The sequence below is a fragment of the Bartonella sp. SL320 genome (assembly GCF_059687635.1).
The window spans coordinates 1,692,448-1,715,739 of sequence record NZ_CM185143.1 but is presented as its reverse complement, the minus strand read 5'-3'; the positions used below and the strand labels follow the sequence as shown (position 1 = coordinate 1,715,739).

Sequence of the window (23,292 nt, the reverse complement as noted above, 5' to 3'; positions counted from 1 at the left end):
TGAGTATTTCACTTTTCAGTTTATGCTTATTTTGAGGGATTAGATAGTTAAGAGGATTACTTGTAAAGACATTGATCCGAAGACATGTATGGGTTGCAAATGGAAGGCGCACTCTGTTCAATAGTTAATAGAGAGATAAGAAGCTCTTTATAAAAAAGCGCATTTTTGTATAATTTTTGTATAAGATGTGCCGTTTTACAAGCTGGTACCATCGTTATATTTGTTAGCTCCTAATATTGCCGAAGAAGCTTGATATGTAAGACGGTTCATAAGAGCCATTTTTAGTCTTTTCTTATACAGTTTTATCTATACGGCTTTCCTCGCTTGTAAAATGCAAGCAAAAGATTTTTATTGTTTCAACATAAAAGAGATTTGAAATGAGAAAACCTTACGTTATTTAAGGTCTCCAATATAAATAAGTGATAAACTATCATCATAAATCAATATGTTGATTTATGATGATAGTTTTTTTATAGTATAAAGCAGCAGCAATAGAAAAATCTAAAGATTTCGATATAGATCAATTTTTCTGTACAGAATTTTTTTATAAGCGGGAGTTAAATTTATTCGCTAATTTCTTTGAAATAATGCCAATGAAGCGGTATTATCGATTAGAAATTATGAGTGGGTGTATATTGATATAATAAAGCGTTTTAGTTTGTTTTTATGATCAAATGATTTTTAGCTGTATTGATATAGGGGGAGGTGCTTTTAGCTATACTGATGTGTATCGTAGAGAGGGTTCTAGAAGTCTTTTTCAAGCTTAAATGTGATCTTTATTATATGTATAGAACATTCTTTCCAAAAGGTTTTTGTTTTTCGTAAGTTAAGATACAAAATACTATTGCTAAAGCACCAAAGGCTGCCCATGCTGGTAAATAGGTGAGAGTAATGCAAATGGAGGATAGAAAATCGGGCATTATCGTGCATAGAGATTGATGAAGGTTATAGGCATCTGTGTGCAGAAGATTTACTAGAATTTTATTAAGGGGGGTTATTGTCCAATGTGATGTGATGATAGAGTGTGCATTATCAATAACCAATGCTATGATTGTTAGTGTAACGAAAATGAAAGCCATTAATCTGAATAAAGAGCGAAGCATATTTCTTCCTGTAATTTTAATGGAACATTCTCATAATGCATAGAAAGAAAAGGAGTTGCATTATGACAAAAAAATAGACTTATGTTCTTTTTTATAATTTCTATTGAAAAAAAATATATCAAAGGTATTATCAGCTCCTTTTATAAATATTACCATCATTATCGAGGGGGAGTGCAGAATAATGCTTAAAGATGCGAATAATGAGTTGAAGCGTAATCTTCAAAATCGCCATATTCAAATGATTGCTTTGGGTGGCGTTATCGGTACAGGTCTTTTTTATGGTTCAACGGAATCTATAAAATTGGCTGGTCCTTCGGCTATTCTAGCTTATCTTTTCGGAGGACTTATTATTTATTTTATCATGCGAATGCTTGGTGAAATGTCAGTAGAAGAACCAACATCGGGTGCTTTTAGTTTTTTTGCTTATAAATACTGGGGGAGTTTAGCGGGTTTTATATCGGGTTGGAATTATTGGTTTCTTTATATTCTCGTCAGTATGACCGAACTTACAGTGATTGGATTTTATCTAGATCACTGGATTTTGATTGATCATTGGAAGTCTTCTTTCATTGTTCTTTTATGTGTGACATTGATCAATTTGTTGAATGTTCGTTTTTATGGAGAATTTGAATTTGGTTGTGCTTTAATCAAAGTTGCTGCTGTGATTGGTATGATTATTTTTGGGATTTTTCTCATTGTCACTGGAATAGGGGAAAATCAAGCGAGTATCCATTATCTTTGGGATCACGGCGGTTTTTTCCCTTATGGAGCTATAGGGGTTGTTTTGGCGACTTCTGTCGTAATGTTTTCTTTTGGAGGAACCGAACTTATTGGTATTGCTGCTGGAGAAACATCTAACCCACAAAAAACAATTCCGGCGGCTATTCGTCAAGTTATGTGGAGAATTATAATTTTTTATGTCGGTTCTATCAGCGTTATTATGATAATCAGTCCCTGGAATATGATTGGAGAAGATGGTAGTCCTTTTGTTACAATTTTTGAAACTGTGGGGATTCCCGCTGCGGGTCATATTTTGAATTTTGTCGTTATTATGGCGGCTATTTCTGTTTACAATAGTGGCATTTATTCTAATGGTCGTATGCTTTATAGTTTAGCTATACAAAAAAATGCACCACATATTTTCAGTAAACTGAGTGCTGCTCGTGTTCCTTATGTTGCGATCCTTTTTTCATCGTTATGTACAGCAATAATCGTTGTTATTAATGCTCTCGTTCCTGACAATAGTTTTATGCGAATTATGGCTCTTGCAACTGCAGCCGCGCTTATTACTTGGGCTATGATTGTTATTGTTCATTTAAAGTTTCGAAAAGCCCATAAGAACAGAAAAGAAAGCTTTATTTATCCGTTTGGTTTATATCCTTACGCTAACTATCTTTGCTTATGCTTTCTTGTTTTGTTATTTTGTATAATGTTTATAAGTGGTTTTGGGAAAAATGGATTAATGGCTCGACTGTTGGATATGGTAGGAATAAGAATACCTTTTCTTGAAACATATATTCCTATACAGATGCCTGATATGAGTTTGGCTGTTATTATTATTCCTCTATGGTGCTTATTTTTACTTTTGGGCTATAGGCTTAAGCGATAATAATAAAAGGGGTAATATAGAGGGTTTGATTGGAATAAACCTTGGGAATTATAAAATTTGATAAGGTGACACAAGTCTTTGGTGAGTTGTACGTTTTAAAGGATATTACTATACAACTTACCGAAAGACGCATCGCCATTATTGGTGCAAATGGTTCTGGAAAAAGTACATTTGTTCGTCTTATAAATGGGCTCCAATTACCATCTCATGGTTTTGTAAGCGTTGATGGGCTTGATACCAAACGCGACGCAAAAGCAGTAAAACGCAAAGTTGGATTTGTTTTTCAAAACCCTGATAATCAGATTGTTTTACCCTTAGTGGAAGAAGATTTATCCTTTGGTCTTAAAAATTTGAAGCTTAGTAAGGATGAAATTAAGGAGCGTGTAGATGAAATTTTACAGCGCTATGAACTTCAAGACTTTAGAAATCACGCTGTTCATTTATTAAGTGGTGGGCAAAAACAACTTGTTGCTATTTCCAGTGTGGTTGCCATGAAACCAGATTACATTATTTTTGATGAGCCTACGACATTACTCGATTTGCGAAATAAGCACCGTGTTACGCAAGTGATAGAAGAATTACCACAAACGGCAATAGTTGTATCGCATGATTTGGAGTTTTTGAAAAGTTTTGATAGAGTACTTGTTTTTGATAGGGGAGAAATAGTAATCGATGATATACCTTTTGTTGCTATAAAAGAATATATAAGAAGAATGTCATGATCGGTTTATATATTCCAAAAGACACATTTATTCACAGGCTTAGTCCCAGAGTAAAGTTATTATTTCTTATAGTATGTGGAACTTTTATAATAATGGTTTCATCTATACCACTTCTTGGACTTTTTTTATTATTCGTTGCCTTACTTTACAGGTTTGCCAAGGTTCCTTTTAGCATTGTGGTAAAGCAGTTTAAATCGATGGGATTGCTTTTAGTTCTTCTGTTTGTATTTCAGGCTATTTTTAACAGTTGGCTAACAGGAGTTGAAGTCGTATTACGTCTTATTATCCTCTTTTTTTTATCATCACTTATTTCACTTACAACAAAAGTTTCAGATATGGTGGAGGCAATTGAAGCAGGGCTTCAGCCCTTTCGTTGTTTTGGTCTAAATCCATCCAAAGTGAGTATGGTTATCTCTATGGCGATCAGGTTTATTCCTCTTTTGAGTGAAAAGTTTCATGAGGTGCGTGAAGCACAGCAAGCACGGGGGCTTAATACGAACATTATCGCTCTTGCAATACCTTTAATTATACGAACCATAAGAATGGCTTCAGAAGTGGCTGAGGCATTGGAAGCACGCTCTTATGATGGTTGATATTGTTGATAGAGTATTTCATAATCATCAAAGTGTTTTATAATGAAAAGAACCATCCAATGAATACAAAAGACTTAACTTATATTGCTTTATTTGCTGCTATTTATGCTGTTTTGGGCCTCTTTCCTCCCATTTATCTTCCTTTTTTTCTAGGCGTACCGATTACAGCTCAGTCGATGGGACCGATGTTATCAGGGTCTATACTTGGGGCTAAAAGGGGAGCTCTCGCATCACTTCTTTTCCTTGTTCTTGTTGCAATTGGATTGCCTTTATTGCCTGGTGGTCGTGGTGGAATTAGCGTTTTTTCAGGAATAACGAGTGGTTATCTCATTAGTTTCCCCTTTGCGGCATTTTTTATTGGTTTATTGGTTGAGTTATTTTGGAAACGATTAAATTTTATACTCTTATTATTGATAAATGCTGTGGGGGGTATAGGAATTGTCTATGCTTTTGGTATTCCCTGGACAGCATATATGACTGACGCTTCTTTACTAAAAGTTTTAATCGCTTCCTCAGTTTTTTTGATCGGTGATTGTTTAAAAGTGCTGATAGCATCCTTTGTCGCACTTGCGATTAAAAGATCTGTTCCTCTCATTCATTCAAAGAAAAAATAGGTTTTACTTTGAACGCATTATTATAATGCAATAAATTAAAAAATGCAGCATAATAAGAATAAGCTAAAATCAATATATTATTTTAGCATGCTGTTGCTGTATTATATTTACAATCATCACAAGCCCATTGAATTTAACTGTAGTCATTTATGACATAATAAAACATTGTAGAATCTAATATAATTCATATAAATAATATTTTATTATAATATTTTTCTTTATATCTAAGGCATTGGAAGTGTGCTTTTATAAAACTTATACTTTTTATTAATTATACAACAATAACTAAAACTTTGTTACAATGAAGGAATAGTCCAGTGAATACAAAAGATTTAGTCTATATAGCTTTATTTGCCGCTATTTATGCTATTTTAAGTCTTTTCCCTCCTGTTTATTTCCCTTTTCTTTTAGGTGTACCGATTACAGCTCAATCTATGGCTCCAATGTTAGCAGGATCTATCCTTGGTGCCAAAAGGGGAACTCTTGCGTCGCTTCTTTTTCTTGTTCTTGTTGCGATTGGGTTGCCTTTATTGCCTGGTGGCCGTGGCGGCATTGGCGTTTTTTTAGGTGTTACAAGTGGCTATCTCATTAGTTTTCCCTTTGCTGCATTTTTTATTGGCTTATTGGTTGAATTATTTTGGAAGAGATTAAACTTTCTACTCTTATTCTTGATAAATACTGTGGGGGGGATAGGGGTTGTCTATGCTTTTGGTATTCCATGGACAGCGTATATGACACAAGTGTCTTTGCTGACAGTTTTAATGGGTTCATTAGTTTTTTTAATTGGTGGTTTTTTGAAAGTGCTGATTGCATCCTTTGTCGCGCTTACCATTAAAAAAACTATCCCTCTCATTCATTCTGAGAAAGGGACCTACTGATGCTTGAATGAAATTTTTTATTACATTAAGTGAGAAAATTAGAATGAAAATTGTAATAATATAAAGTACTTTTTATCTTCTTTTTTATTCTAAGGAAAGAGAGTATCTAGCAAATAGAAAGCTATTATATGTTATCTTATATATTTTTTAGAAAATATATATTAAAACTAAAATATAAATAATATATGCATATTATTGAAATAATATTCAAAAAAATATTAATTATAAAACTCATTTTTAAAAATATATAAATCTAATGATTTATAAATTTATATAAAAATTATTAGCTAATAAATATCAATAGTATAAAAATATTTATTTTTTTATATTTTATTTTACATCTATTATAGACACAAAATAAAAATTATGTTAATTACATTATGATTTTTATTAATGGAGGTAAATTATAAATATTATGATTATAAAATATTTCTTTGCCATATGTGCTCTATTATTAATTGCTTTATCTGTTGTAAAAGCATCTGAATGTACAATTTTTCAACGAGAAACATCTGTTACTGCTACTTATAATATTTCTGCATCAGATTTATTTTTTAGTAAACAGAGTAATTCTTTGTTTAATAAAATAATTTTACCAGTGCATCCTGGTGATCATAATATATTTTGGAAAAATGCGATAATTTTTTTTCAAACAGCAAAACGTGTGTATGCTAATTTAGGAATGTATTTATATTATTCAATATTTTCCATATTCAAATGATAGAGTAATTTTTAAGAGAATAAAATAATCTTATAATCAATATAATATATATATATTTATAAATAATAATTTAAATAACTTAATATTTATATTATTATAAGAGATCAATTCTCTATCCGAAAAAATGATATTATCATCGAAGTTGATAATGTTTTTCAAATCTTTTTCATTGAATTGAGAATAAACTAGTATGAAGTATCTCTAAAAGTATAGTTGTTTTTTTATTTCCAATAACTATAGTGTTTTGATGGCATTATATTATATGACTTTAATTTTGTACAATAAATTGTGGTCACACCAGCAATGCAGGTCAACCGCTTGTCAAAAAAGGCATGTGTATTACGCAAGAGCAAGCGGAAGAAATCCTTTGTGAAGACTTAAAGAAATTTGAGAAGACGGTAGAGGAATTGGTAACGGTTTCGTTAACGGATTGTCAATTCGCGGCATTGGTATCGTTTTGTTATAACGTAGGAACAAAAGCTTTTTGCAAGTCAACATTGTTGAAGAAGCTTAATCAGGGGGATTATGAAGCCGTTCCCTTCGAGTTACAGAAATGGAATAAAGTGGGCGGTAAGCCTCTACAGAGTTTGGCTAAATAAAGTGGTTAGCCTTCATTGTTTTTATGTTTGTAATCGATTTTTCTCGTTTTATGGACGCGTTAGGGAATAGCTTCTCACACTTTAAAAAATGGATAACTAAAAGTTAAATCTTACAAGACCTTTCCTTAAAAAGTATGATTAAAGAAGACTTTACACAGACATTGTTTGCGTGGATGAGTGGAAAGCATTATCTACGTAAAAAAATTGTACCGATTTTAAATAGTATTGACCACAAAACCTATGTTGAGCCGTTTTTAGGTTCAGGCGTCATTTTTCTAAATAAACTACCAGCGAAATATTCCGTCATTAATGATTTGAATGGAGAGATCACGAATCTGTCTCAATGTGCTCAAAATGACTTTGATGATTTAGCCAAACGATTAGAGTAGTTTGTTTGTTCAAGAGCGTTGTTTTTTTAACTTGCAGCTATTGACCCCGAGAATCTTACCAAAGTTGAAAGAGCGGCGCGCTTTTTATTTCTTCAACGTTGTGTCATGTATGGGAAAAAAGATTACGTCTCTTTTAGCTTTTGCAAAAAAAGGACGGCAGAGTTTAATCCCGACAAGCTTTTAGTAAGAATGCAACGTGTTAGACAGAAGCTTCTAGATATTACTATCTTAAATTTATCATGAGAACGGGTGGTCGCGCTATTTGATGCGCTCGATAGTTTATTTTATCTAGACCCACCTTATCTTATGAAGAAGAAATACTATAGCTCTGGGAATTTTGTTGAAGATGATTTTGTGAATATGGCAAAAGTTCTTAAAGGCATTCAAGGCAAATTGGTCTTGAGTCTGAATGATTGTGATGCGGTTCGAGAGATTTTTAAAGATTTTGACTTTTTAGAAGTTAAGACTCTTTGGGCATCTGATATGGCAAAAAAATAACCTCGAAAAGAAGTTCTGATTCGCAATAATTAAGAGCACGTCACAAAATTCTATTCCCTTACTTTTATTCGGGTATCCCCCACATAAAAAACATTAGAAAAAACAATAAACTATATGGATAAAAAAAGAAAGTGGTGCCCAGACGCGGATTCGAACCACGGACACGCGGATTTTCAGTCCGCTGCTCTACCTACTGAGCTATCTGGGCACGCTTTATAAAAATATAAAGCGTTTGCGGTTATAACATTAAAATTTTCTCTGTCCAGTCATCAAAAGAAAAATAATTGATTTTTTAATAAGTTTCTCTCTTTATGCTAGAGAGTTATCAATAAATCTTTATCATAAAATAAACTTGATAGGTATGTTGTGATACGTTAGTGTATTAGTATCGAAATGCTATTTTATTGTGGTGGTGATACGAAAAAAAATAAAAGAATCAACTGATAAGCATGATTAGGAAAGATTTTTTTATAAAATTTGTGTGAATTTTAAGCCCAAGAAATAATAGAAAACATTTTTGACTTTTTAAAAAAGGACTATTGATTAGCCTTTATCATAGTTTGTTTTTCTTTAATAAAAGAAAGCATGAGATCTAAAAGGGGAGAAATAATGATAATGTTACAAAAACCAAGTAGTCGTCCCAAAAATAATAATTTTTCTTCGGGGCCTTGTAGTAAACGGCCTGGGTGGACTCTTGATGTTCTTAAAAATGCATTAGTTGGGCGTTCGCATAGATCGAGAGAAGCAGAGTTAAAACTTGCTGAAATTGTTAATTTAACGCGTGAAATTCTTGAGGTTCCCTCTGATTACCGTATAGGAATTATGCCAGGTTCAGATACCGGTGCTGTGGAGGCTTCTCTATGGTCTCTATTAGGTGAGCGTGGCGTTGATATGGCAGCGTGGGAAAGTTTTGGATTTGGGTGGAATAAAGATGTTGTTGAGCAATTAAAGCTTTCTGATGTGCGTCGTTTTGAGGCTCCATATGGTGAACTACCAGATTTAACACAACTTGATTTTGATCGTGATGTTGTTTTTACATGGAATGGGACAACTTCTGGTGTGCGTATTCCTAATGCCGATTTTATTCCAGATAAGCGGGCAGGATTGACCATTTGTGATGCAACATCTGCAGCTTTTGCGCAATATCTTGATTTTTCAAAATTAGATGTTGTTACTTTTTCGTGGCAAAAGGTTTTAGGAGGTGAAGCAGCACATGGGATGATAATTTTAAGTCCTCGTGCTGTTGAGAGGCTTGAGAATCATGTTCCAGCTTGGCCCATGCCACAACTTTTCTACATGACAAAAAATGGAAAATTGAACGAAGATATTTTTAAAGGAAAGATAATTAATACGCCTTCTATGCTTTGTGTTGAGGATTTTCTTGATGGATTGAAGTGGGCAAAGTCTCTAGGAGGTGCAGCGGCATTAAGAGCACGGGTTGAGAAAAATTTTTCTGTGCTTGATGCTTTTGTTCGCAAGACACCATGGTTAGAATATTTGGCAAAGGATCCTGAAGTGCGTTCTAACACATCTATTTGTTTAGATATTGTGGATCCAGTAATTACTGCTTTGGATACAGAAAAGCGGGTATCTTTTATAAAAGCGGTTGTCAATCGTCTTGATGAAGAAGGGGTTGCTTATGATATCGGTTCGTATCGCGATGCTCCTCCTGGGCTTCGAATTTGGTCGGGCATAACAATTGAGGCTTCTGATCTTGAAATTTTAACACAATGGCTTGAATGGGCGTTCCAAGTTGAAAAAGCACAACTTTAAATAACGACGGGTGATTTTCATACCGCGTTTTTAAAAAGAAAAAGGATACGAGAGATTATGATGATTTTTCGTATTCTTGTATCAGACGACAGACTTCTAAATTATTGATATAAATTGTAAAAAATTAAGAGGAAAAATGAGAACTTTGTCAACAGGGAGGTAAAGTGCTCGTTAAAATCTCTAATTTTTTACTTTTTGTAGAAAAAATGACAGATTTAGAATATTTTGGTCTTTACTTATCTTTGTTATCATAAATTTAAAAATTTAATGACTTTAAGATTGAAAAAAATCTGAAATGAAGAGTCGCACTTACTCTAAGGTTTCGCTATAAGGAAATATTTGTTTTTGGATGCTGGTTTTTTTGACCAAACACGACGGAGAAAGTTATGGCCAATGTAGTTGTTGTCGGTACACAATGGGGTGATGAAGGCAAAGGTAAAATTGTAGATTGGTTGTCTGAGCGCGCAGATATCGTGGTGAGATATCAGGGGGGACATAATGCTGGCCATACATTGGTTATTGATGGGGTGAGTTATAAATTATCACTTCTACCATCTGGTTTAGTTCGTGGAAAGTTATCAATTATTGGTAACGGTGTTGTTGTTGATCCTCATCATTTTGTTGCAGAATTAAAAAAACTATCTGATCAGGGTGTAAATATTACACCAGAAATTTTAAGGATTGCTGAAAACGCCCCCTTAATTCTTTCTTTACATCGTGATCTTGATGCAATTCGAGAAAGTGGTCTATCGGGTTTAAAGATCGGGACAACAAAGCGTGGTATTGGACCGGCTTATGAAGACAAGGTGGGACGCCGTGCTATCCGAGTGATGGATTTAGCAGAAAAAGATACGCTTATCGCTAAGATTGAGCGGCTTTTGAGGCATCATAATGCTTTACGTCGTGGGATGGGAGTTACAGAGATTGATTCTCAGGCACTTTATGATGAGTTAATGCAAGTTGCGGATAAAATTCTACCCTTTATGGATTGTACGTGGCGTCTTTTAGATGATGGTTATCAGGCGGGAAAACACATTCTTTTTGAAGGAGCACAAGGTGCTTTACTTGATAATGATTTTGGAACGTATCCTTATGTAACATCATCGAATACAGTTGCTGGGCAGGCATGTACGGGATCTGGGATGGGACCTAGAGTCATTCATTATGTTTTAGGTATTGCAAAAGCTTATACCACACGTGTTGGAGAAGGGCCGTTTCCGACAGAGCAGATAAATGATATTGGTGAATTTCTTGGGACACGTGGGCATGAATTTGGTGTAGTAACGGGTCGAAAGCGTCGATGTGGTTGGTTTGATGCTGTTTTAGTCCGTCAGATGGTAGCAATTTGTGGAGTTCAAGGTATAGCATTGACAAAACTTGATGTTCTGGATGGTTTGGATGAAATAAAAATTTGTATTGGTTATGAGCTTGATGGTAAAAGGATTGATTATTTACCTTCTTCTATGGGAGCTCAAGCCCGTGTGAGACCTATTTATGAAACATTAGAAGGTTGGAAGGAAAAAACAGCCCATGCATTAAGGTGGGAAGATTTACCAGTGCAGGCTGTTAAATATATACGCTATATTGAAGAACTGATTAATACAAAAGTAGCTTTATTATCTACAAGTCCAGAACGTGAAGATACTATTCTTATTACAGACCCCTTTGCAAATTGATGATTGTTTTTAGACTTTCATGCAGATTCTTTGTTTATTTCTGTATTTTTTAATAAAGAGTCTTTTTTAAGAGCACGTGAGAGAAAGGTGTAAAATAACATTGTTTATTTTTCATATTCATTTTACACTATTACGATAGTTGTACCACTATAAATGACAATCAATTTATGAGGCTAAAAGGTGTTTTGGCTTTAGGGCTGGGGTTTCTTTTCTCAGTTTAAGAGAGATTATAGAGGAATGGTAGATTTCGTTGGAATCTTAAAAAAAGCAATTAATGCACAAAGTAATGTTACACCACAATTGCGTAAGCGGATTTATAAACGGGCTATCGAAACATTAGAACATCAATTTGTAACAGCAGAAATACCACAAGCAATAGCAGATGAACAAAGAAAGGTTCTTCAAAGTGCTATTAAAACTGTTGAAGAAGAATATTTAGCCTTTGAAAAGAAACGACTTTCTTCAGCTATTGGGTGGAGTTCAGCAAATATAACAGAAGATAAGAAATATACAAAAGAAGCTATAAAAACAAAGAATAATGAATCTTCAGAGATAAATACAAAAAGAGAGCAGCAGGACTTTATTAAACCATCAAAGGATAACAGGGGACCTGATAGGTCTTGTACATCAAATATGCCAGAGGCAGAGCCTGTTAATATGGAGGCTTATGTGCCTTCTGAGCATGTTAATCGCAGCGCATTAAAGGCTTCTCCTTCACAAGAAGATAATCCACATGTTGTTTCGCATATTTTTTCTCAAGCTTTACGTCGTGCTAATAAATCATTGGTGCAAAGGCGTATTGTGATAAGTACTGTTTCTGTTTTGAGTTTTGTTGTTTTAACTATTGGTATTTTATTTATTGGTGAGCGTGTATTTGTATCAAATGATCATCGGTTATTAGGGGAAAATCTTCAAGCTTCTCATGGGGTACCAAAGGTACTTTCGGTCAAAAGAAAATTAACACAACGTTTATTAGAAGATGGGAGTGAAGTTGATGTTGGTTTAAAGCAAGCTGCAGATTCTTCCGATGAAGAAGGAACCTCAACTGTTGTTGCCAGCAATTTGCAGTCGTTTGAGAAGTCAGGGGAGGCTGTTTTTTATCAAGCACGTACAAATTATGATGCAGAAAAAGTAGCAACGGGAAATGCTCGCTGGACGCTTATAAAGGAATCTTATGTAAAGGGGGCTCCAGAAGAAATGGCTATACAAGGTGATATAACAATTCCCGATGAAGGGCTATCATTACGATTAATTCTACGTCGTAATACCGATCGGTCATTTCCAGCGGCCTATATTATGGACCTTATTTTTACTCTTTCTGATACTTTTTCAGGTAAAGCTATCAGCAATGTTCAGGCATTAACCTTTAAAGCAAGTGAACAATCTATTGGACAGGCTTTAACAAGAACTATTTCTGCAAAGATTAACGATGATTTTTTTCTTGTTGCATTGAGTGGTAATCATCCATTCCTAAATCGAAATTTACAAGTGATGCGAGAGTTAAATTGGATGCGTTTGGTGTTAACAGATAAAAATGGACGTATAAATGAATTAACCTTTGCAAAAGGACCAACAGGTGAGTCTATTTTTAATGAAGTTATTGGACAATGGCTTGCACAACAAGATAAGTTAACTGTTCTTGGTGAGAAAAATAAAACATAGATGAAAAATAAGATAAAAGGCCACCTCTCACTATCCATTTTTAAACGTACTCAATAACCAATACATCAAGAATTCAAAGAACTCGAGAGGTTATTTATACGTACAAAGCCAATAGATGCTTTTCTCATTTTCAATTTGAAAGTGTGCAAACAATTGGCTTCATACTTAATTTTAAAATTTTACACTTGATTTTGAGATAAAGCAAAATCTCTGATGGAGTCTTGTACTTTTTCAAACGCGCGCATTTCAATTTGCCTTACTCGTTCTCGACTAATATTAAATTCACCAGAGAGTTCTTCCAGAGTTAAGGGAACATCATTTAAACGACGCGCTTTGAATATACGCCTTTCGCGTTCATTGAGATTGTTCATAGCATTCACAAGCATGGAACGACGATTTTCCAATTCACTTTTTTCAATTAGAATCTGTTCCTGATTGCTAGATTCATCCACTAACCAATCTTGCAACTCACTGTTTTCTCCTTCTTTTGTACGAAGGGGTGCGTTGAGTGAAGTGTCACCACTAAGCCGGCGATTCATTGATACAACTTCATCTTCCGAGACATTCAACTGAGTCGCAATTTCTTTTACTTGTTCGACATTGAGATCACCGCTATCAAGGGCTTGAAGTTTACTTTTCAACTTACGAAGATTGAAAAACAAGCGCTTTTGATTGGCTGTTGTTCCCATTTTTACCAAACTCCAAGACCGTAACACATATTCTTGGATTGAAGCTTTAATCCACCATATTGCATAGGTCGCAAGACGAAAGCCCCGTTCTGGTTCGAAACGTTTAACAGCTTGCATAAGTCCAACATTACCTTCTGAGATGACTTCCCCCATGGGCAGTCCATAACCCCGATATCCCATCGCAATTTTAGCGACGAGACGCAAATGACTGGTCACCAGACTATGCGCTGCTTTTAAATCGTTATGCTCACGATAACGCTGAGCGAGCATATACTCTTCTTTTGGCTCAAGCATTGGAAAACGACGCACTTCTTCCAAGTAGCGGTTTAATCCACCATCACCTATTGTTACTGATAACAAATTCATATGGGCCATATAGCACCCTCCTTTTGTATGAATTCCCTGATAAGGCAAATTCGATGTTTAAAGATAGTCAATATCCTTCTCACATCACTCTAGCATATTTTTTAATTTTGTTCAAAAAAAGATATTTTATTCTTGAAATCTTGAGAAAGAAAAAAGTTTCAATTCATTTTTTTTAAATGTTGAATAAGTGTAGCCATATCTTGAGGCAGTGGTGTGGAAAACGACATAACTTTACCGGTAGAAGGATGTTCAAAAGTAAGACTTGCGGCATGGAGTGCTTGTCGGTTGAATTGATCGATGGCATTTTTAAGAGTGGGATTAAGGATGTTTGATTTTGTTTTAAAGGCGTTTCCATAAACTGTATCACCTACGAGTGGATGTCCGATATGGGCCATATGAACACGGATTTGATGGGTCCGTCCGGTTTCCAGACGACATTCCAGAAGGCTCGCAAAAGGCGTTGAGCTTTCATGAGTACTATATTTTTCAAGAAGAGAAAAATGTGTAACAGCATGACGCGCATAAGGGGTTTGATTATGGACGACAGCTTGCTTTGTTCGATTATGGGGTGAACGACCAAGTGATGCCTCAATTGTCCAGATATTGCGCTGAGGTGTTCCCCAAATCAAGGCATGATAGCGTCGATCTAATGCGCAGGTCCGTCCATGATCAGAAAATTGAGCACTGAGACTTTTGTGAGCCAGATCATTTTTTGCAACAACCATAACGCCGCTTGTGTTTTTATCAAGACGATGGACAATGCCAGGGCGTTTAATACCACCGATACCTGATAAACTATTTCCACAGTGGTAAATAAGGGCATTAACTAATGTACCAGTCCAATTACCATTACCAGGATGAACAACAAGACCTGCAGGTTTGTTAATAACAATGACATAATCATCTTCAAAAAGGATATCCAATGCAATGGCTTCAGCGCTAGGTTCTGGATCACGAAGGTCAGGCATTGTCAATTCAATGATTTGATTAGGTTTTAATTTTGTTTTTGGTTCCTTTATGAATTGACCATCAATTTTCAGACAGCCTTCACGGATGAGGGTTTGCAAACGTGAACGTGAGAGCATATTATGGTATTGTTTTGCCAGCCACTGATCAAGACGTTGTCCAAGAGCACCTTCATCCGTTATTTTTTGTATGACCATACGCTTCCTATTAAGTTTTTAATAAGATTTTTACCAGTATGAAATGGCTTTGCTATCGAGAAATTCTTTAATTCCCCAATGTCCCCCTTCACGGGCGCGACCAGAAAATTTCACACCTCCAAAATAACTTCCATCAGGTAATCCATGGCCGTTGACTTCTACCATACCGGATCGTACTTGTGCCGCAATACGACGACATTTGTCGCGATCTTGTGATTGAATATAGTTTGTAAGACCATATTCAGTATCATTTGCTAAAGCAACAGCTTCTTCTTCTGTATTAAAGGCAAGAATTGAGAGAACAGGACCAAAGATCTCTTCTTTGAAAATACGCATATGAGGTTTTACATCAGCAAAGACTGTGGGACGAACATAATAACCGCGTTCCATCCCTATAGGTAAACCAGTTCCACCTGCAATGAGAGTCGCTCCTTCATCAATTCCTGATTGGATAAGGTCTTGAATTTTATCATATTGTTTTTTTGAAACAACAGGTCCAATATGATCTCCCTCTTGGCTATTTTCTCCTACTTTTGTTGTTTCTGCAATATCTTTCGCTATTTCTATGGCTTTATCATAGATGCTCTGTTCCACGAGCATACGAGTCGGTGCATTACAGCTTTGTCCACTATTATAAAAGCAATGTCGTGCACCGCGTTGAACCGCATCGGAGTCGGCATCAGCAAAGATAATATTTGCTCCTTTTCCTCCAAGTTCTAAACAGACCCTTTTTAAAGTAGCACTGGCATTTTTAGAGATATCTTTTCCTGCTCTGGTTGAGCCCGTAAAGCTAATCATTTCTAGATCAGGATGTGCAGAGAGGTAAGAGCCGACAGTTGCACCATCACCATTGATTAAATTAAAAACACCAGCAGGAAGCGCGGCTTCATCTAGAATTTCAGCAAAAAGCATAGCAGAAAGAGGTGCAATTTCAGAGGGTTTTAGCACCATGGTACAGCCAGCCAAGAGAGCAGGGATAACTTTAAGAGTCACTTGGTTCATGGGCCAATTCCATGGCGTAATTAACCCTACGACGCCGATAGGGTCATAGTGAAGGATTGCTTGCTCATTTCCCTTTATTAAAGTTTCTTGGAAGGAAAACTCTTTATAAGCTTCGATAAAATCGCGAATATGAGAACCTCCCGCTGCAGTTTGCGCATTAAGCGCCATATCAATCGGTGCTCCCATTTCCATTGAAATGGTTTTTGCCATGTCTTTGGAACGTTTTTCATAAATCTCTAGAATTTTTTCAACAAATCCAAGACGCTCTTTTGGTGACGTTTTTTTCCATTTTTGAAACGCTTCTTTTGCTGCGTTAATTGCTTTATCAGCATCTTTTGTACTTCCAAGGCTAATGACAGCACAAGCCTCTTCTGTTGATGGGTTAATGACATCAAAATCGTGAGGCGTACTTGGGTTATCCCATAGACCATTGATATAAAATTGCCGTTTATTAAACATAATTCACTCCCTTTTTTCTATTTATGTTTATGTAATTATGATTGTCTTAGTCTAAGCCTTTTTAAACAAGGATAACAAGGATAATCTTATAAAAACGCGAGAAATCAGATTGTACGATGATCATCAAACATGGAAGTTAAAGAGAGCAATATTTCTATAACTGTTTGTATTATTGAAATTAATCGTTGTTATGAAATAGGGGAAAAAGAGGGGGAGACGGTTTTCTTAACGTTTTTTTATCATGAAGTTTTCTTCAAAATATAAGGGAATAGGAGCTATGTAACATTATAAACGGGACAATTTACATCGTAAATATGCAGAAGCGACATTGATTAAGTATTCTGGCCTTATTTTTTCATTAGAAAATAATCCACAGCAAAAGGTTATTAACCTTCATATGATAGATTCTATCAATTCTTTTTAAAAAGGTCATTTTTTTCATTGCTATAAATTTGTTGGGTGCCCATGCATAACTCGAAAAAAAAATCTCTTTCTACGTCTTCTTTTTCTGATGATGGTACGAAAGGTGTATCAAGAGAAGATTTATCGCTTAAGATTACAGAGATATTTCCTTATCCGGAAGTATGGAAAAAGGCATTTACCCTTGGAAAAAATGTCCGTTTTACGCGAACCCCAGAAGTTGAGATTTTACGTCGTCGTATAGAAACAGATCCAATTTTTGCAAAACAGTTTAAAATTTTTACGAAGCAAGATCGAAAAAAAATTACAGATATTGTATCTTGTAAAAAGAAAACAACACATATTCCATCGGCAAAAAAAGTCATTAATCCCCAATCGATAGAGAATAAAACGTCAGTTTGTCATTCAACAGTTTTAAAGCAGCTGTCGCAACAAGCTATGAGCATACCATCAGACAATATCTCCTTTAAGGAAGATAAACAAAAGCATGAGTTACAGGTGGAAAATGTGCTACAAAACATAAAGCCTGCTTTGCACCTTTCCGATGATGCATTTTTTGAGTGTGGATCTTTGATATTTGAACATATGGATACTCAAACGTCAAAAGAGGATGAGGCAGCGATTGATAAAACAAATGAAATTATACCTGATGTCCCTTCTGCTTTTGATGAGTCAATAACAGCTCTTTACCGTGTTCTTGAATACCGCTTTCCGCAACTCTATGATTCTATTACATCAGAATCTGCAACGGAAAGAATGCGAGGTGTTGAGAAAATTTCTGATTTAATGAATACGAATAATGATACTATGAAGGAATCTAAAGAGTGTCATTCTAAGCTTTCTGTTGAAGATTCTGCTCATATCTCAAATGATACTGAGGCATTAAGTGACTCGGGGAATGTTATAGAGACAAAAGAAAACAATAATACTGTCGCTCATAATGCTCATAACACTGGCAATTGTATAACAAAGAATTCAAAAGATTTGTTTGCGATACAAGAACAGAGTAAAACTAAAACATTGCAATCTAACAGCGCAGCATTGGGCAATTGCACATCATTAGACAATTATAATTCTACTTTTATGAAAAATAGTCAATCTATTGACGATGATGTTTATGAGTTTCCTCCGATAAGTTTATTACAGAAACCTATTTTTCATGAAGAAACAATGATTTCTCAGGAAACATTAGAACGTGGTGCTGGACTTTTGGAAAGTGTTTTGGAAGATTTTGGCATTAAAGGTGAAGTTATCCATGTTCATCCGGGGCCAGTGGTAACAATGTATGAATTTGAACCCGCTGCGGGTGTAAAGTCATCGCGCGTTATTAATCTTTCTGATGATATTGCACGTTCTATGTCTGCCATTTCTACACGCGTTGCTGTCATTCCTGGACGGAATGTTATTGGGATTGAATTGCCTAATGCGGTCCGTGAAACTGTTTATTTACGGGAGTTAATCCAAACGCGTTCTTTTCGTGAAAGTGAATTTAAACTTGCTCTTGCTTTGGGGAAAGGGATTAATGGTGAACCTGTTATTGCAGAATTAGCAAAAATGCCGCATCTTTTGGTTGCAGGAACAACAGGATCGGGAAAATCTGTTGCAATTAATACAATGATTTTGTCGATTCTTTATCGCATGACACCACAGCAATGCCGTTTGATCATGGTTGATCCTAAAATGTTAGAGCTTTCTGTTTATGATGGCATACCACATCTTTTAACACCTGTTGTAACAGATCCTAAAAAAGCAGTAACCGCTTTAAAATGGGCAGTTCGAGAAATGGAAGAGCGTTATCGCAAAATGGCAAAATTAGGGGTGCGTAATATTGATGGTTTTAATGCACGCGTTGCGCTTGCGGCTCAAAAAGGCGAAACGATCATGTGTACTGTAAAGTCGGGTTTTGATAAAGAAACAGGCGAAATGCTTTATCATGAAGAAGCCATGGATCTCACGCAACTTCCCTATATTGTCGTGATTGTTGATGAGATGGCTGATCTCATGATGGTGGCAGGGAAAGAAATTGAAAATGCCATTCAGCGCTTAGCACAAATGGCGCGTGCGGCAGGTATTCATCTTATTATGGCAACGCAGCGTCCTTCTGTTGATGTTATCACGGGGACAATTAAAGCAAACTTTCCTACCCGTATTTCTTTTCAGGTTACATCAAAAATTGACAGTCGTACGATCTTGGGCGAACAAGGTGCTGAAACGCTTTTAGGTCAAGGAGATATGCTTCATATGGTAGGTGGGGGGCGTATTGTGCGCGTTCATGGGCCTTTTGTCTCTGATGAAGAGGTTGAATCGGTTGTTGCACATCTTAAAATGCAAGGAAAACCTGATTACTTAGCAACGGTCACGGATAATGAAGACGAAAACAATGAGGATGTGTCTGCTAATTTAACGCCTGAAGTTTCTGAAGAAGAAAATTTTGATGAAGAGGGGGAGAGACTTTATAATCAAGCTGTAAAAATTGTTATGCGTGATAAAAAATGTTCAACATCTTATATTCAGCGTCGACTTTCAATCGGCTATAATAAAGCAGCTTCTCTTGTTGAGCGGATGGAAGAAAGAGGTATTGTGGGAGCCGCTAATCATGTTGGAAAACGCGAAATTCTACTCAATGAAGGAAAATAAACAAGCACGTTTAAAAAAAGCGCATTTTAAAATATGTAATTTTAAAAATATTTGATTGTTATTATTTAAAGAGCAAATGCTTGTTTTATTTTTATAACAATATTAAAAATTGAGTAAAGCGTAATAAAGCAATCTTTTGATTACTGATGATGAGAATAAGCTGAGACTAAGGGGAAGATGTTTTTAACATTGATAAGCTGATCTGGAATGTAAAGAAATCAAATCAATCTTTATATTCGGACAGGTAATTTTTGTTTCTCGTTTTTGATTGCGAAAAAACTCTTGGGTTCGATTGCGCGGTGGTGTGTTTTTTCTTTTGTGACGGTTAATAATAAAGATTACAAATTTCTTCACGTTTTTGTTCTTTCATGGGGGACCACCCTCATGCAAAATAAAACACTATTAAGTTGTATATTTGCGTACTTGTTTTAAAGATGCATCTAATGCTTCCCATCCTATTTTGTGACAACGCTTATGAATGGTATAATAGTAAATCCATAGAGCTCTCCCATCTTTAGACTTGTAAAGGAGCAATCTGACATCATCACATAACTTTGTCGATGCACAATGTTGTGACAGCTTTTTTGGCTTAAGGGCCAAGAATATTTATAAATATTATGAGCTGGAAAATATAATGATGATGCCAGCGAGTTCTTTCATGAATATAAAATGGTTATGTTCAATGCTTTGATATCCTTTATGGGGAGCTTTATACTTCGCTATTTACGGATGCCGTCATAAATAAATTTGGGGACAGATGTTTCTTTAAAACAGGCGCATGAATGTGCAAAATGAGTATGTTTTTAGGAATATACTCTTTATGCAAGAAGAATATTTCTATGATTGTAACAAGATTTATTATAATCATAGGTTAATAGGAAACATTTTTGGAGGATTCTTTCTACTCTTGTTTTGTTGGCGAAACAGTCAAAATTTTGCTACAGATAATTGATAATGAGATATAAAATTATTTTAATCAGCAGCAGGTATTTATAAATATTTATAAATAAAAGAGCACTATTCGTTTGAGAGTCAATCCAACGTTTTTTTTAATTTTAAGATGCCATTAAAAGCAGATAAGTCAAAGTTAAATAAAAATAAATTAGAATGTAAGCAAGAAGCTTTTGATTTTAAACCAGAGCTTTTGCCACGACCTTTTACGTGGGAAATCGATAACAATGGTTTATTTTGTGAAGTCTCAAAAGAGTTAGCTGAAGTTGTTGGACCTCTTTCTTCCTCTATTTTAGGATGTAGTTTCCATGAGCTTGCGCATCAATTTAATGATGAGCGATATCGTGTTCTCAGTCGTTTTATTGAAGCGGCTATGCCTTGGAGTAAAGAGATTGTTCAATGGCCAGTTGATGATTGCTCACAATGGCTTGATGTTGAGTTATCAGCTTTGCCAATTTTTGATGGTAAAAAGCAACTGAAGGGATTCCGTGGTTTTGGTGTTTTAAAAATACAAAAACAAGTTCCAGGAAAAAGAGATGAAAAGCTGGAGACGGAAGTGCCGTGTCTTACAGAGATAGAACGCTCAGCTTTTCGTGAGATTGCAGAACACTTACGTGATGAATTGAATTCATCGGTAAAAAAAGAGAGTTTTGCTAAAGAAACAGCGTTTCAGTCTCCATATACAGGAATATTGCCGGTAAATGCTATAGAACAAGCTCTCATAAAAGAGCCTGCTGCGGTTTTATCATTATTGGAGACAGCAACAGACGGTGTTTTATGGTTAGATGAACAAGGCTTTATTCAATCGGCAAGTAGGGCAGCTTTAGCATTGATGGGGTATGAAATAAATGAACTACAAGGACAGCCACTTTCTTCATTATTTACTTTAAAAAGCCGTCTCTTGGTTGAAAAATATTTTAAATTAATTCGTATAAAGGGGAAAAATCAGTTTTTAAATCGCAATGAAACAGCTGATTTAATGACGAAAAGTCATAAGAATATAACGGTTCTTATAACAATTGTATTTTTGGCACAGCAAGGCAATTATGCTGTTATGCTGCGTGATATGACCAAAACAATGTCATCAAAAGAAGAAAAAGCAGAAGAAAAGAAAATCGTTGGCGTTGTGCATGAAATACGAACACCTTTGAATGCTCTTATTGGTTTTGCGGAAATTATGAGAGAGGGTCGTTTTGGTTCGATAGAAAATGAGCGCTATCATGGATATTTGCGCGATATTATTTCTTCTGGAAAACATATATTATCGCTCATCAATGAATTACTCGAATGTTCGAAAGCAAACTATTCTGGTTCCAATAATCAGGCGGGCTCCTCCCTTATTTCTGAGACATTTGATGTGATATCTTATTTACGTGCAACGATAGCTTTTCTTGAAACTCAAGCCAATCATAACGGCATTATCATGCGCATTGTTGCTCCAGCTCATGTTCCATGTATTCCTGTATCACAACAAATATTTCGCCAGATTATGTGGAATCTTCTTTCCAATGCTATTCGTTTTACTCCATTGGGTGGACAGATTATTGTTCATGTTTCTTATAGAAAAGAACGCGTAAGAATTTCAGTGAGCGATAATGGTGTAGGGATGAGTGAAGAAGAAGTTGCACAGGCCCTGCAACCTTATGGTCAAATAGAGCGCAAAGATGGCCGGTCTGGTGATAGTGCTTTTATGGGAACAGGCCTAGGCCTTCCAATGTGTAAAGCAATGGTGGAAGAAAGTGGGGGAGAATTTTTATTGTTCTCAAAACCCAATCATGGAACAACAGTGGAAATGTTTTTTCCTCATGTTCCATGATGTAAGTTTTGTATAAAGTTATTTTCTCTTAGCCAAAAGATCTCTAATTTCTGTTAAAAGTTGTTCTTCTGAAGAGATTTTGGGGGGAGGACTTTCTTCTTCTTCTTTTCTACGGATTTTATTCATAGCTTTAACAAAGAAAAAAAGAACCCAAGCAATAATCAAAAAATTGATAAGTAAAGTGATAAAGTGTCCATAACTAATGGTTGCTCCAGCTGCTTTAGCGGCACTCAATGTCGCTTGTTTCTCTCCAGCAAGTTGAATAAACATATTAGAAAAATCGATCCCACCTGTAATAAGCCCAATGATTGGCATAAAAATATCATTGACAATTGAATTGACTAAGCCCCCAAAAGCACCCCCGATAATCACACCAATAGCAAGATCAATCATATTACCTTTTAGGGCAAATTCTTTGAATTCTTTAAGCATTGCGTTTTCCCCTTTATGTAAGCGATATACGGTAATTTACTTACCGCTTTTGATGAAAAAGGAAAGGGCATATTTTATTTTTAAGATTATAATACAAATATTAATATCATTTTCCAAGAACTTTATAAGGTTTAATAAAGAGCTCTATGGACTCTATTTTAAGGACATATCTCTCGTAGAGAAAAGCTTTTTTTTGCTAAAAACTGTATTTGTATTTTTCAACGGAAAGTCGAAAATTATTCTTAAGTAATATAATTGCTTCAACATTTTTATGATAACATTAAAAAAGAGAGATTTTAAAGGATATCATAAAGTTAGCAATGTTAAGAATTTAGCCATTGTGAAGTTTTGTGCATGAATTATCATATATTGGCATAAAAAAGAGTTGAGAATAAAAATTATAGCTCAGCCCTGATGAGAGAAAAATAGAAAGATGAAATTAAGAGTCAGGCTTATACTTTAATTTCCTCTTAATTCAGTAAGCGATAGAGGAATGAGGAGCGCCAGTTTATCTAAAAGC

General features: G+C 35.3%; 16 protein-coding genes, 1 tRNA gene and 2 pseudogenes. 13 read left to right on the top strand and 6 right to left on the bottom strand.

Annotated features, from left to right (window positions below; genetic code table 11):
- Nucleotides 1-779 precede the first annotated feature (779 nt).
- A complete protein-coding gene (locus AC6ER8_RS07050; protein WP_497077996.1) occupies nucleotides 780-1,103 on the bottom strand; it encodes a hypothetical protein in 324 nt (107 codons plus the stop codon).
- A gap of 181 nt (nucleotides 1,104-1,284) precedes the next feature.
- Between AC6ER8_RS07050 and AC6ER8_RS07045 the strand changes: the two genes are divergently transcribed.
- The 8 genes and pseudogenes from AC6ER8_RS07045 (at nucleotide 1,285) to AC6ER8_RS07010 (ending at nucleotide 7,726) form a co-directional block, all read left to right on the top strand.
- The gene (locus AC6ER8_RS07045) at nucleotides 1,285-2,712 is read left to right on the top strand and encodes an amino acid permease (protein WP_497077995.1); all 1,428 of its coding nucleotides are present in this window, start codon (nucleotides 1,285-1,287) and stop codon (nucleotides 2,710-2,712) included.
- A gap of 41 nt (nucleotides 2,713-2,753) precedes the next feature.
- Complete coding sequence (locus tag AC6ER8_RS07040) at nucleotides 2,754-3,434, top strand: energy-coupling factor ABC transporter ATP-binding protein (RefSeq protein WP_497077994.1); 681 nt, start codon at nucleotides 2,754-2,756, stop codon at nucleotides 3,432-3,434.
- Nucleotides 3,431-4,070: pseudogene (locus AC6ER8_RS07035) on the top strand (energy-coupling factor transporter transmembrane component T family protein). Before AC6ER8_RS07040 ends, AC6ER8_RS07035 begins: the two are co-directional and overlap by 4 nt.
- Before the next feature lie 16 nt (nucleotides 4,071-4,086).
- Nucleotides 4,087-4,641 carry a biotin transporter BioY gene (locus AC6ER8_RS07030; protein ID WP_497077993.1) on the top strand — a complete coding sequence of 185 codons (555 nt, stop codon included), beginning with the start codon at nucleotides 4,087-4,089 and terminating at the stop codon, nucleotides 4,639-4,641.
- Nucleotides 4,642-4,958: 317 nt separating this feature from the next.
- A complete protein-coding gene (locus tag AC6ER8_RS07025; RefSeq protein WP_497077992.1) occupies nucleotides 4,959-5,519 on the top strand; it encodes a biotin transporter BioY in 561 nt (186 codons plus the stop codon).
- Nucleotides 5,520-6,518: 999 nt separating this feature from the next.
- A pseudogene (locus AC6ER8_RS07020) lies at nucleotides 6,519-6,833 on the top strand (lysozyme); the annotation flags it as partial.
- 179 nt (nucleotides 6,834-7,012) lie between these two features.
- On the top strand, nucleotides 7,013-7,228 hold the full coding sequence (locus tag AC6ER8_RS07015) for a DNA adenine methylase (protein ID WP_497077991.1): 216 nt from the start codon (nucleotides 7,013-7,015) through the stop codon (nucleotides 7,226-7,228).
- 249 nt (nucleotides 7,229-7,477) lie between these two features.
- Nucleotides 7,478-7,726 carry a DNA adenine methylase gene (locus AC6ER8_RS07010; protein ID WP_497077990.1) on the top strand — a complete coding sequence of 83 codons (249 nt, stop codon included), beginning with the start codon at nucleotides 7,478-7,480 and terminating at the stop codon, nucleotides 7,724-7,726.
- Nucleotides 7,727-7,858: 132 nt separating this feature from the next.
- Here the strand turns inward: AC6ER8_RS07010 and AC6ER8_RS07005 are convergent.
- Nucleotides 7,859-7,934, bottom strand: a tRNA-Phe gene (locus AC6ER8_RS07005).
- Nucleotides 7,935-8,335: 401 nt separating this feature from the next.
- On the opposite strand from AC6ER8_RS07005, the gene AC6ER8_RS07000 reads away from it, so the two are divergent.
- The 3 genes from AC6ER8_RS07000 to AC6ER8_RS06990 all read left to right on the top strand — a co-directional run bounded on the left by AC6ER8_RS07000 (nucleotide 8,336) and on the right by AC6ER8_RS06990 (nucleotide 12,837).
- Complete coding sequence (locus AC6ER8_RS07000) at nucleotides 8,336-9,499, top strand: phosphoserine transaminase (protein WP_497077989.1); 1,164 nt, start codon at nucleotides 8,336-8,338, stop codon at nucleotides 9,497-9,499.
- Between the two features lie 386 nt (nucleotides 9,500-9,885).
- Nucleotides 9,886-11,175: an adenylosuccinate synthase gene (locus AC6ER8_RS06995; protein ID WP_497077988.1), complete on the top strand. Its 1,290-nt coding sequence runs from the start codon at nucleotides 9,886-9,888 to the stop codon at nucleotides 11,173-11,175.
- A 237-nt stretch (nucleotides 11,176-11,412) separates the two neighbouring features.
- Nucleotides 11,413-12,837 (top strand): hypothetical protein, encoded by a 1,425-nt coding sequence (locus AC6ER8_RS06990; protein ID WP_497077987.1) that lies wholly within the window; start codon nucleotides 11,413-11,415, stop codon nucleotides 12,835-12,837.
- Nucleotides 12,838-13,016: 179 nt separating this feature from the next.
- On the opposite strand, the gene rpoH is transcribed toward AC6ER8_RS06990, so the two are convergent.
- From rpoH to AC6ER8_RS06975, 3 genes are all read right to left on the bottom strand, one after another.
- Complete coding sequence (gene rpoH, locus AC6ER8_RS06985; protein ID WP_497077986.1) at nucleotides 13,017-13,901, bottom strand: RNA polymerase sigma factor RpoH; 885 nt, start codon at nucleotides 13,899-13,901, stop codon at nucleotides 13,017-13,019.
- A gap of 149 nt (nucleotides 13,902-14,050) precedes the next feature.
- A complete protein-coding gene (locus AC6ER8_RS06980; RefSeq protein WP_497077985.1) occupies nucleotides 14,051-15,055 on the bottom strand; it encodes an RluA family pseudouridine synthase in 1,005 nt (334 codons plus the stop codon).
- A gap of 30 nt (nucleotides 15,056-15,085) precedes the next feature.
- Nucleotides 15,086-16,516: an aldehyde dehydrogenase family protein gene (locus tag AC6ER8_RS06975; protein WP_497077984.1), complete on the bottom strand. Its 1,431-nt coding sequence runs from the start codon at nucleotides 16,514-16,516 to the stop codon at nucleotides 15,086-15,088.
- A gap of 465 nt (nucleotides 16,517-16,981) precedes the next feature.
- Here AC6ER8_RS06975 and AC6ER8_RS06970 point away from each other — a divergent pair, with 465 nt between their 5' ends.
- Both AC6ER8_RS06970 and AC6ER8_RS06965 read left to right on the top strand, forming a co-directional pair.
- Nucleotides 16,982-19,573, top strand: coding sequence for a DNA translocase FtsK (locus AC6ER8_RS06970; RefSeq protein ID WP_497077983.1), 2,592 nt, complete (start codon nucleotides 16,982-16,984; stop codon nucleotides 19,571-19,573).
- 1,060 nt (nucleotides 19,574-20,633) lie between these two features.
- Nucleotides 20,634-22,340 (top strand): ATP-binding protein, encoded by a 1,707-nt coding sequence (locus AC6ER8_RS06965; protein ID WP_497077982.1) that lies wholly within the window; start codon nucleotides 20,634-20,636, stop codon nucleotides 22,338-22,340.
- A gap of 18 nt (nucleotides 22,341-22,358) precedes the next feature.
- On the opposite strand, the gene mscL is transcribed toward AC6ER8_RS06965, so the two are convergent.
- Complete coding sequence (mscL, locus tag AC6ER8_RS06960; RefSeq protein WP_497077981.1) at nucleotides 22,359-22,772, bottom strand: large conductance mechanosensitive channel protein MscL; 414 nt, start codon at nucleotides 22,770-22,772, stop codon at nucleotides 22,359-22,361.
- Nucleotides 22,773-23,292: the final 520 nt, after the last annotated feature.

Coding starts and splice junctions, on each gene's coding strand:
- AC6ER8_RS07050 (WP_497077996.1), bottom strand. CDS start 1,103: ATGCTTCGCTCTTTATTCAGATTAATGGCTTTCATTTTCGTTACACTA.
- AC6ER8_RS07045 (WP_497077995.1), top strand. CDS start 1,285: ATGCTTAAAGATGCGAATAATGAGTTGAAGCGTAATCTTCAAAATCGC.
- AC6ER8_RS07030 (WP_497077993.1), top strand. CDS start 4,087: ATGAATACAAAAGACTTAACTTATATTGCTTTATTTGCTGCTATTTAT.
- AC6ER8_RS07015 (WP_497077991.1), top strand. CDS start 7,013: ATGAGTGGAAAGCATTATCTACGTAAAAAAATTGTACCGATTTTAAAT.
- AC6ER8_RS07000 (WP_497077989.1), top strand. CDS start 8,336: ATGATAATGTTACAAAAACCAAGTAGTCGTCCCAAAAATAATAATTTT.
- AC6ER8_RS06995 (WP_497077988.1), top strand. CDS start 9,886: ATGGCCAATGTAGTTGTTGTCGGTACACAATGGGGTGATGAAGGCAAA.
- AC6ER8_RS06990 (WP_497077987.1), top strand. CDS start 11,413: ATGGTAGATTTCGTTGGAATCTTAAAAAAAGCAATTAATGCACAAAGT.
- rpoH (WP_497077986.1), bottom strand. CDS start 13,901: ATGGCCCATATGAATTTGTTATCAGTAACAATAGGTGATGGTGGATTA.
- AC6ER8_RS06980 (WP_497077985.1), bottom strand. CDS start 15,055: ATGGTCATACAAAAAATAACGGATGAAGGTGCTCTTGGACAACGTCTT.
- AC6ER8_RS06975 (WP_497077984.1), bottom strand. CDS start 16,516: ATGTTTAATAAACGGCAATTTTATATCAATGGTCTATGGGATAACCCA.
- AC6ER8_RS06970 (WP_497077983.1), top strand. CDS start 16,982: ATGCATAACTCGAAAAAAAAATCTCTTTCTACGTCTTCTTTTTCTGAT.
- AC6ER8_RS06965 (WP_497077982.1), top strand. CDS start 20,634: ATGCCATTAAAAGCAGATAAGTCAAAGTTAAATAAAAATAAATTAGAA.
- mscL (WP_497077981.1), bottom strand. CDS start 22,772: ATGCTTAAAGAATTCAAAGAATTTGCCCTAAAAGGTAATATGATTGAT.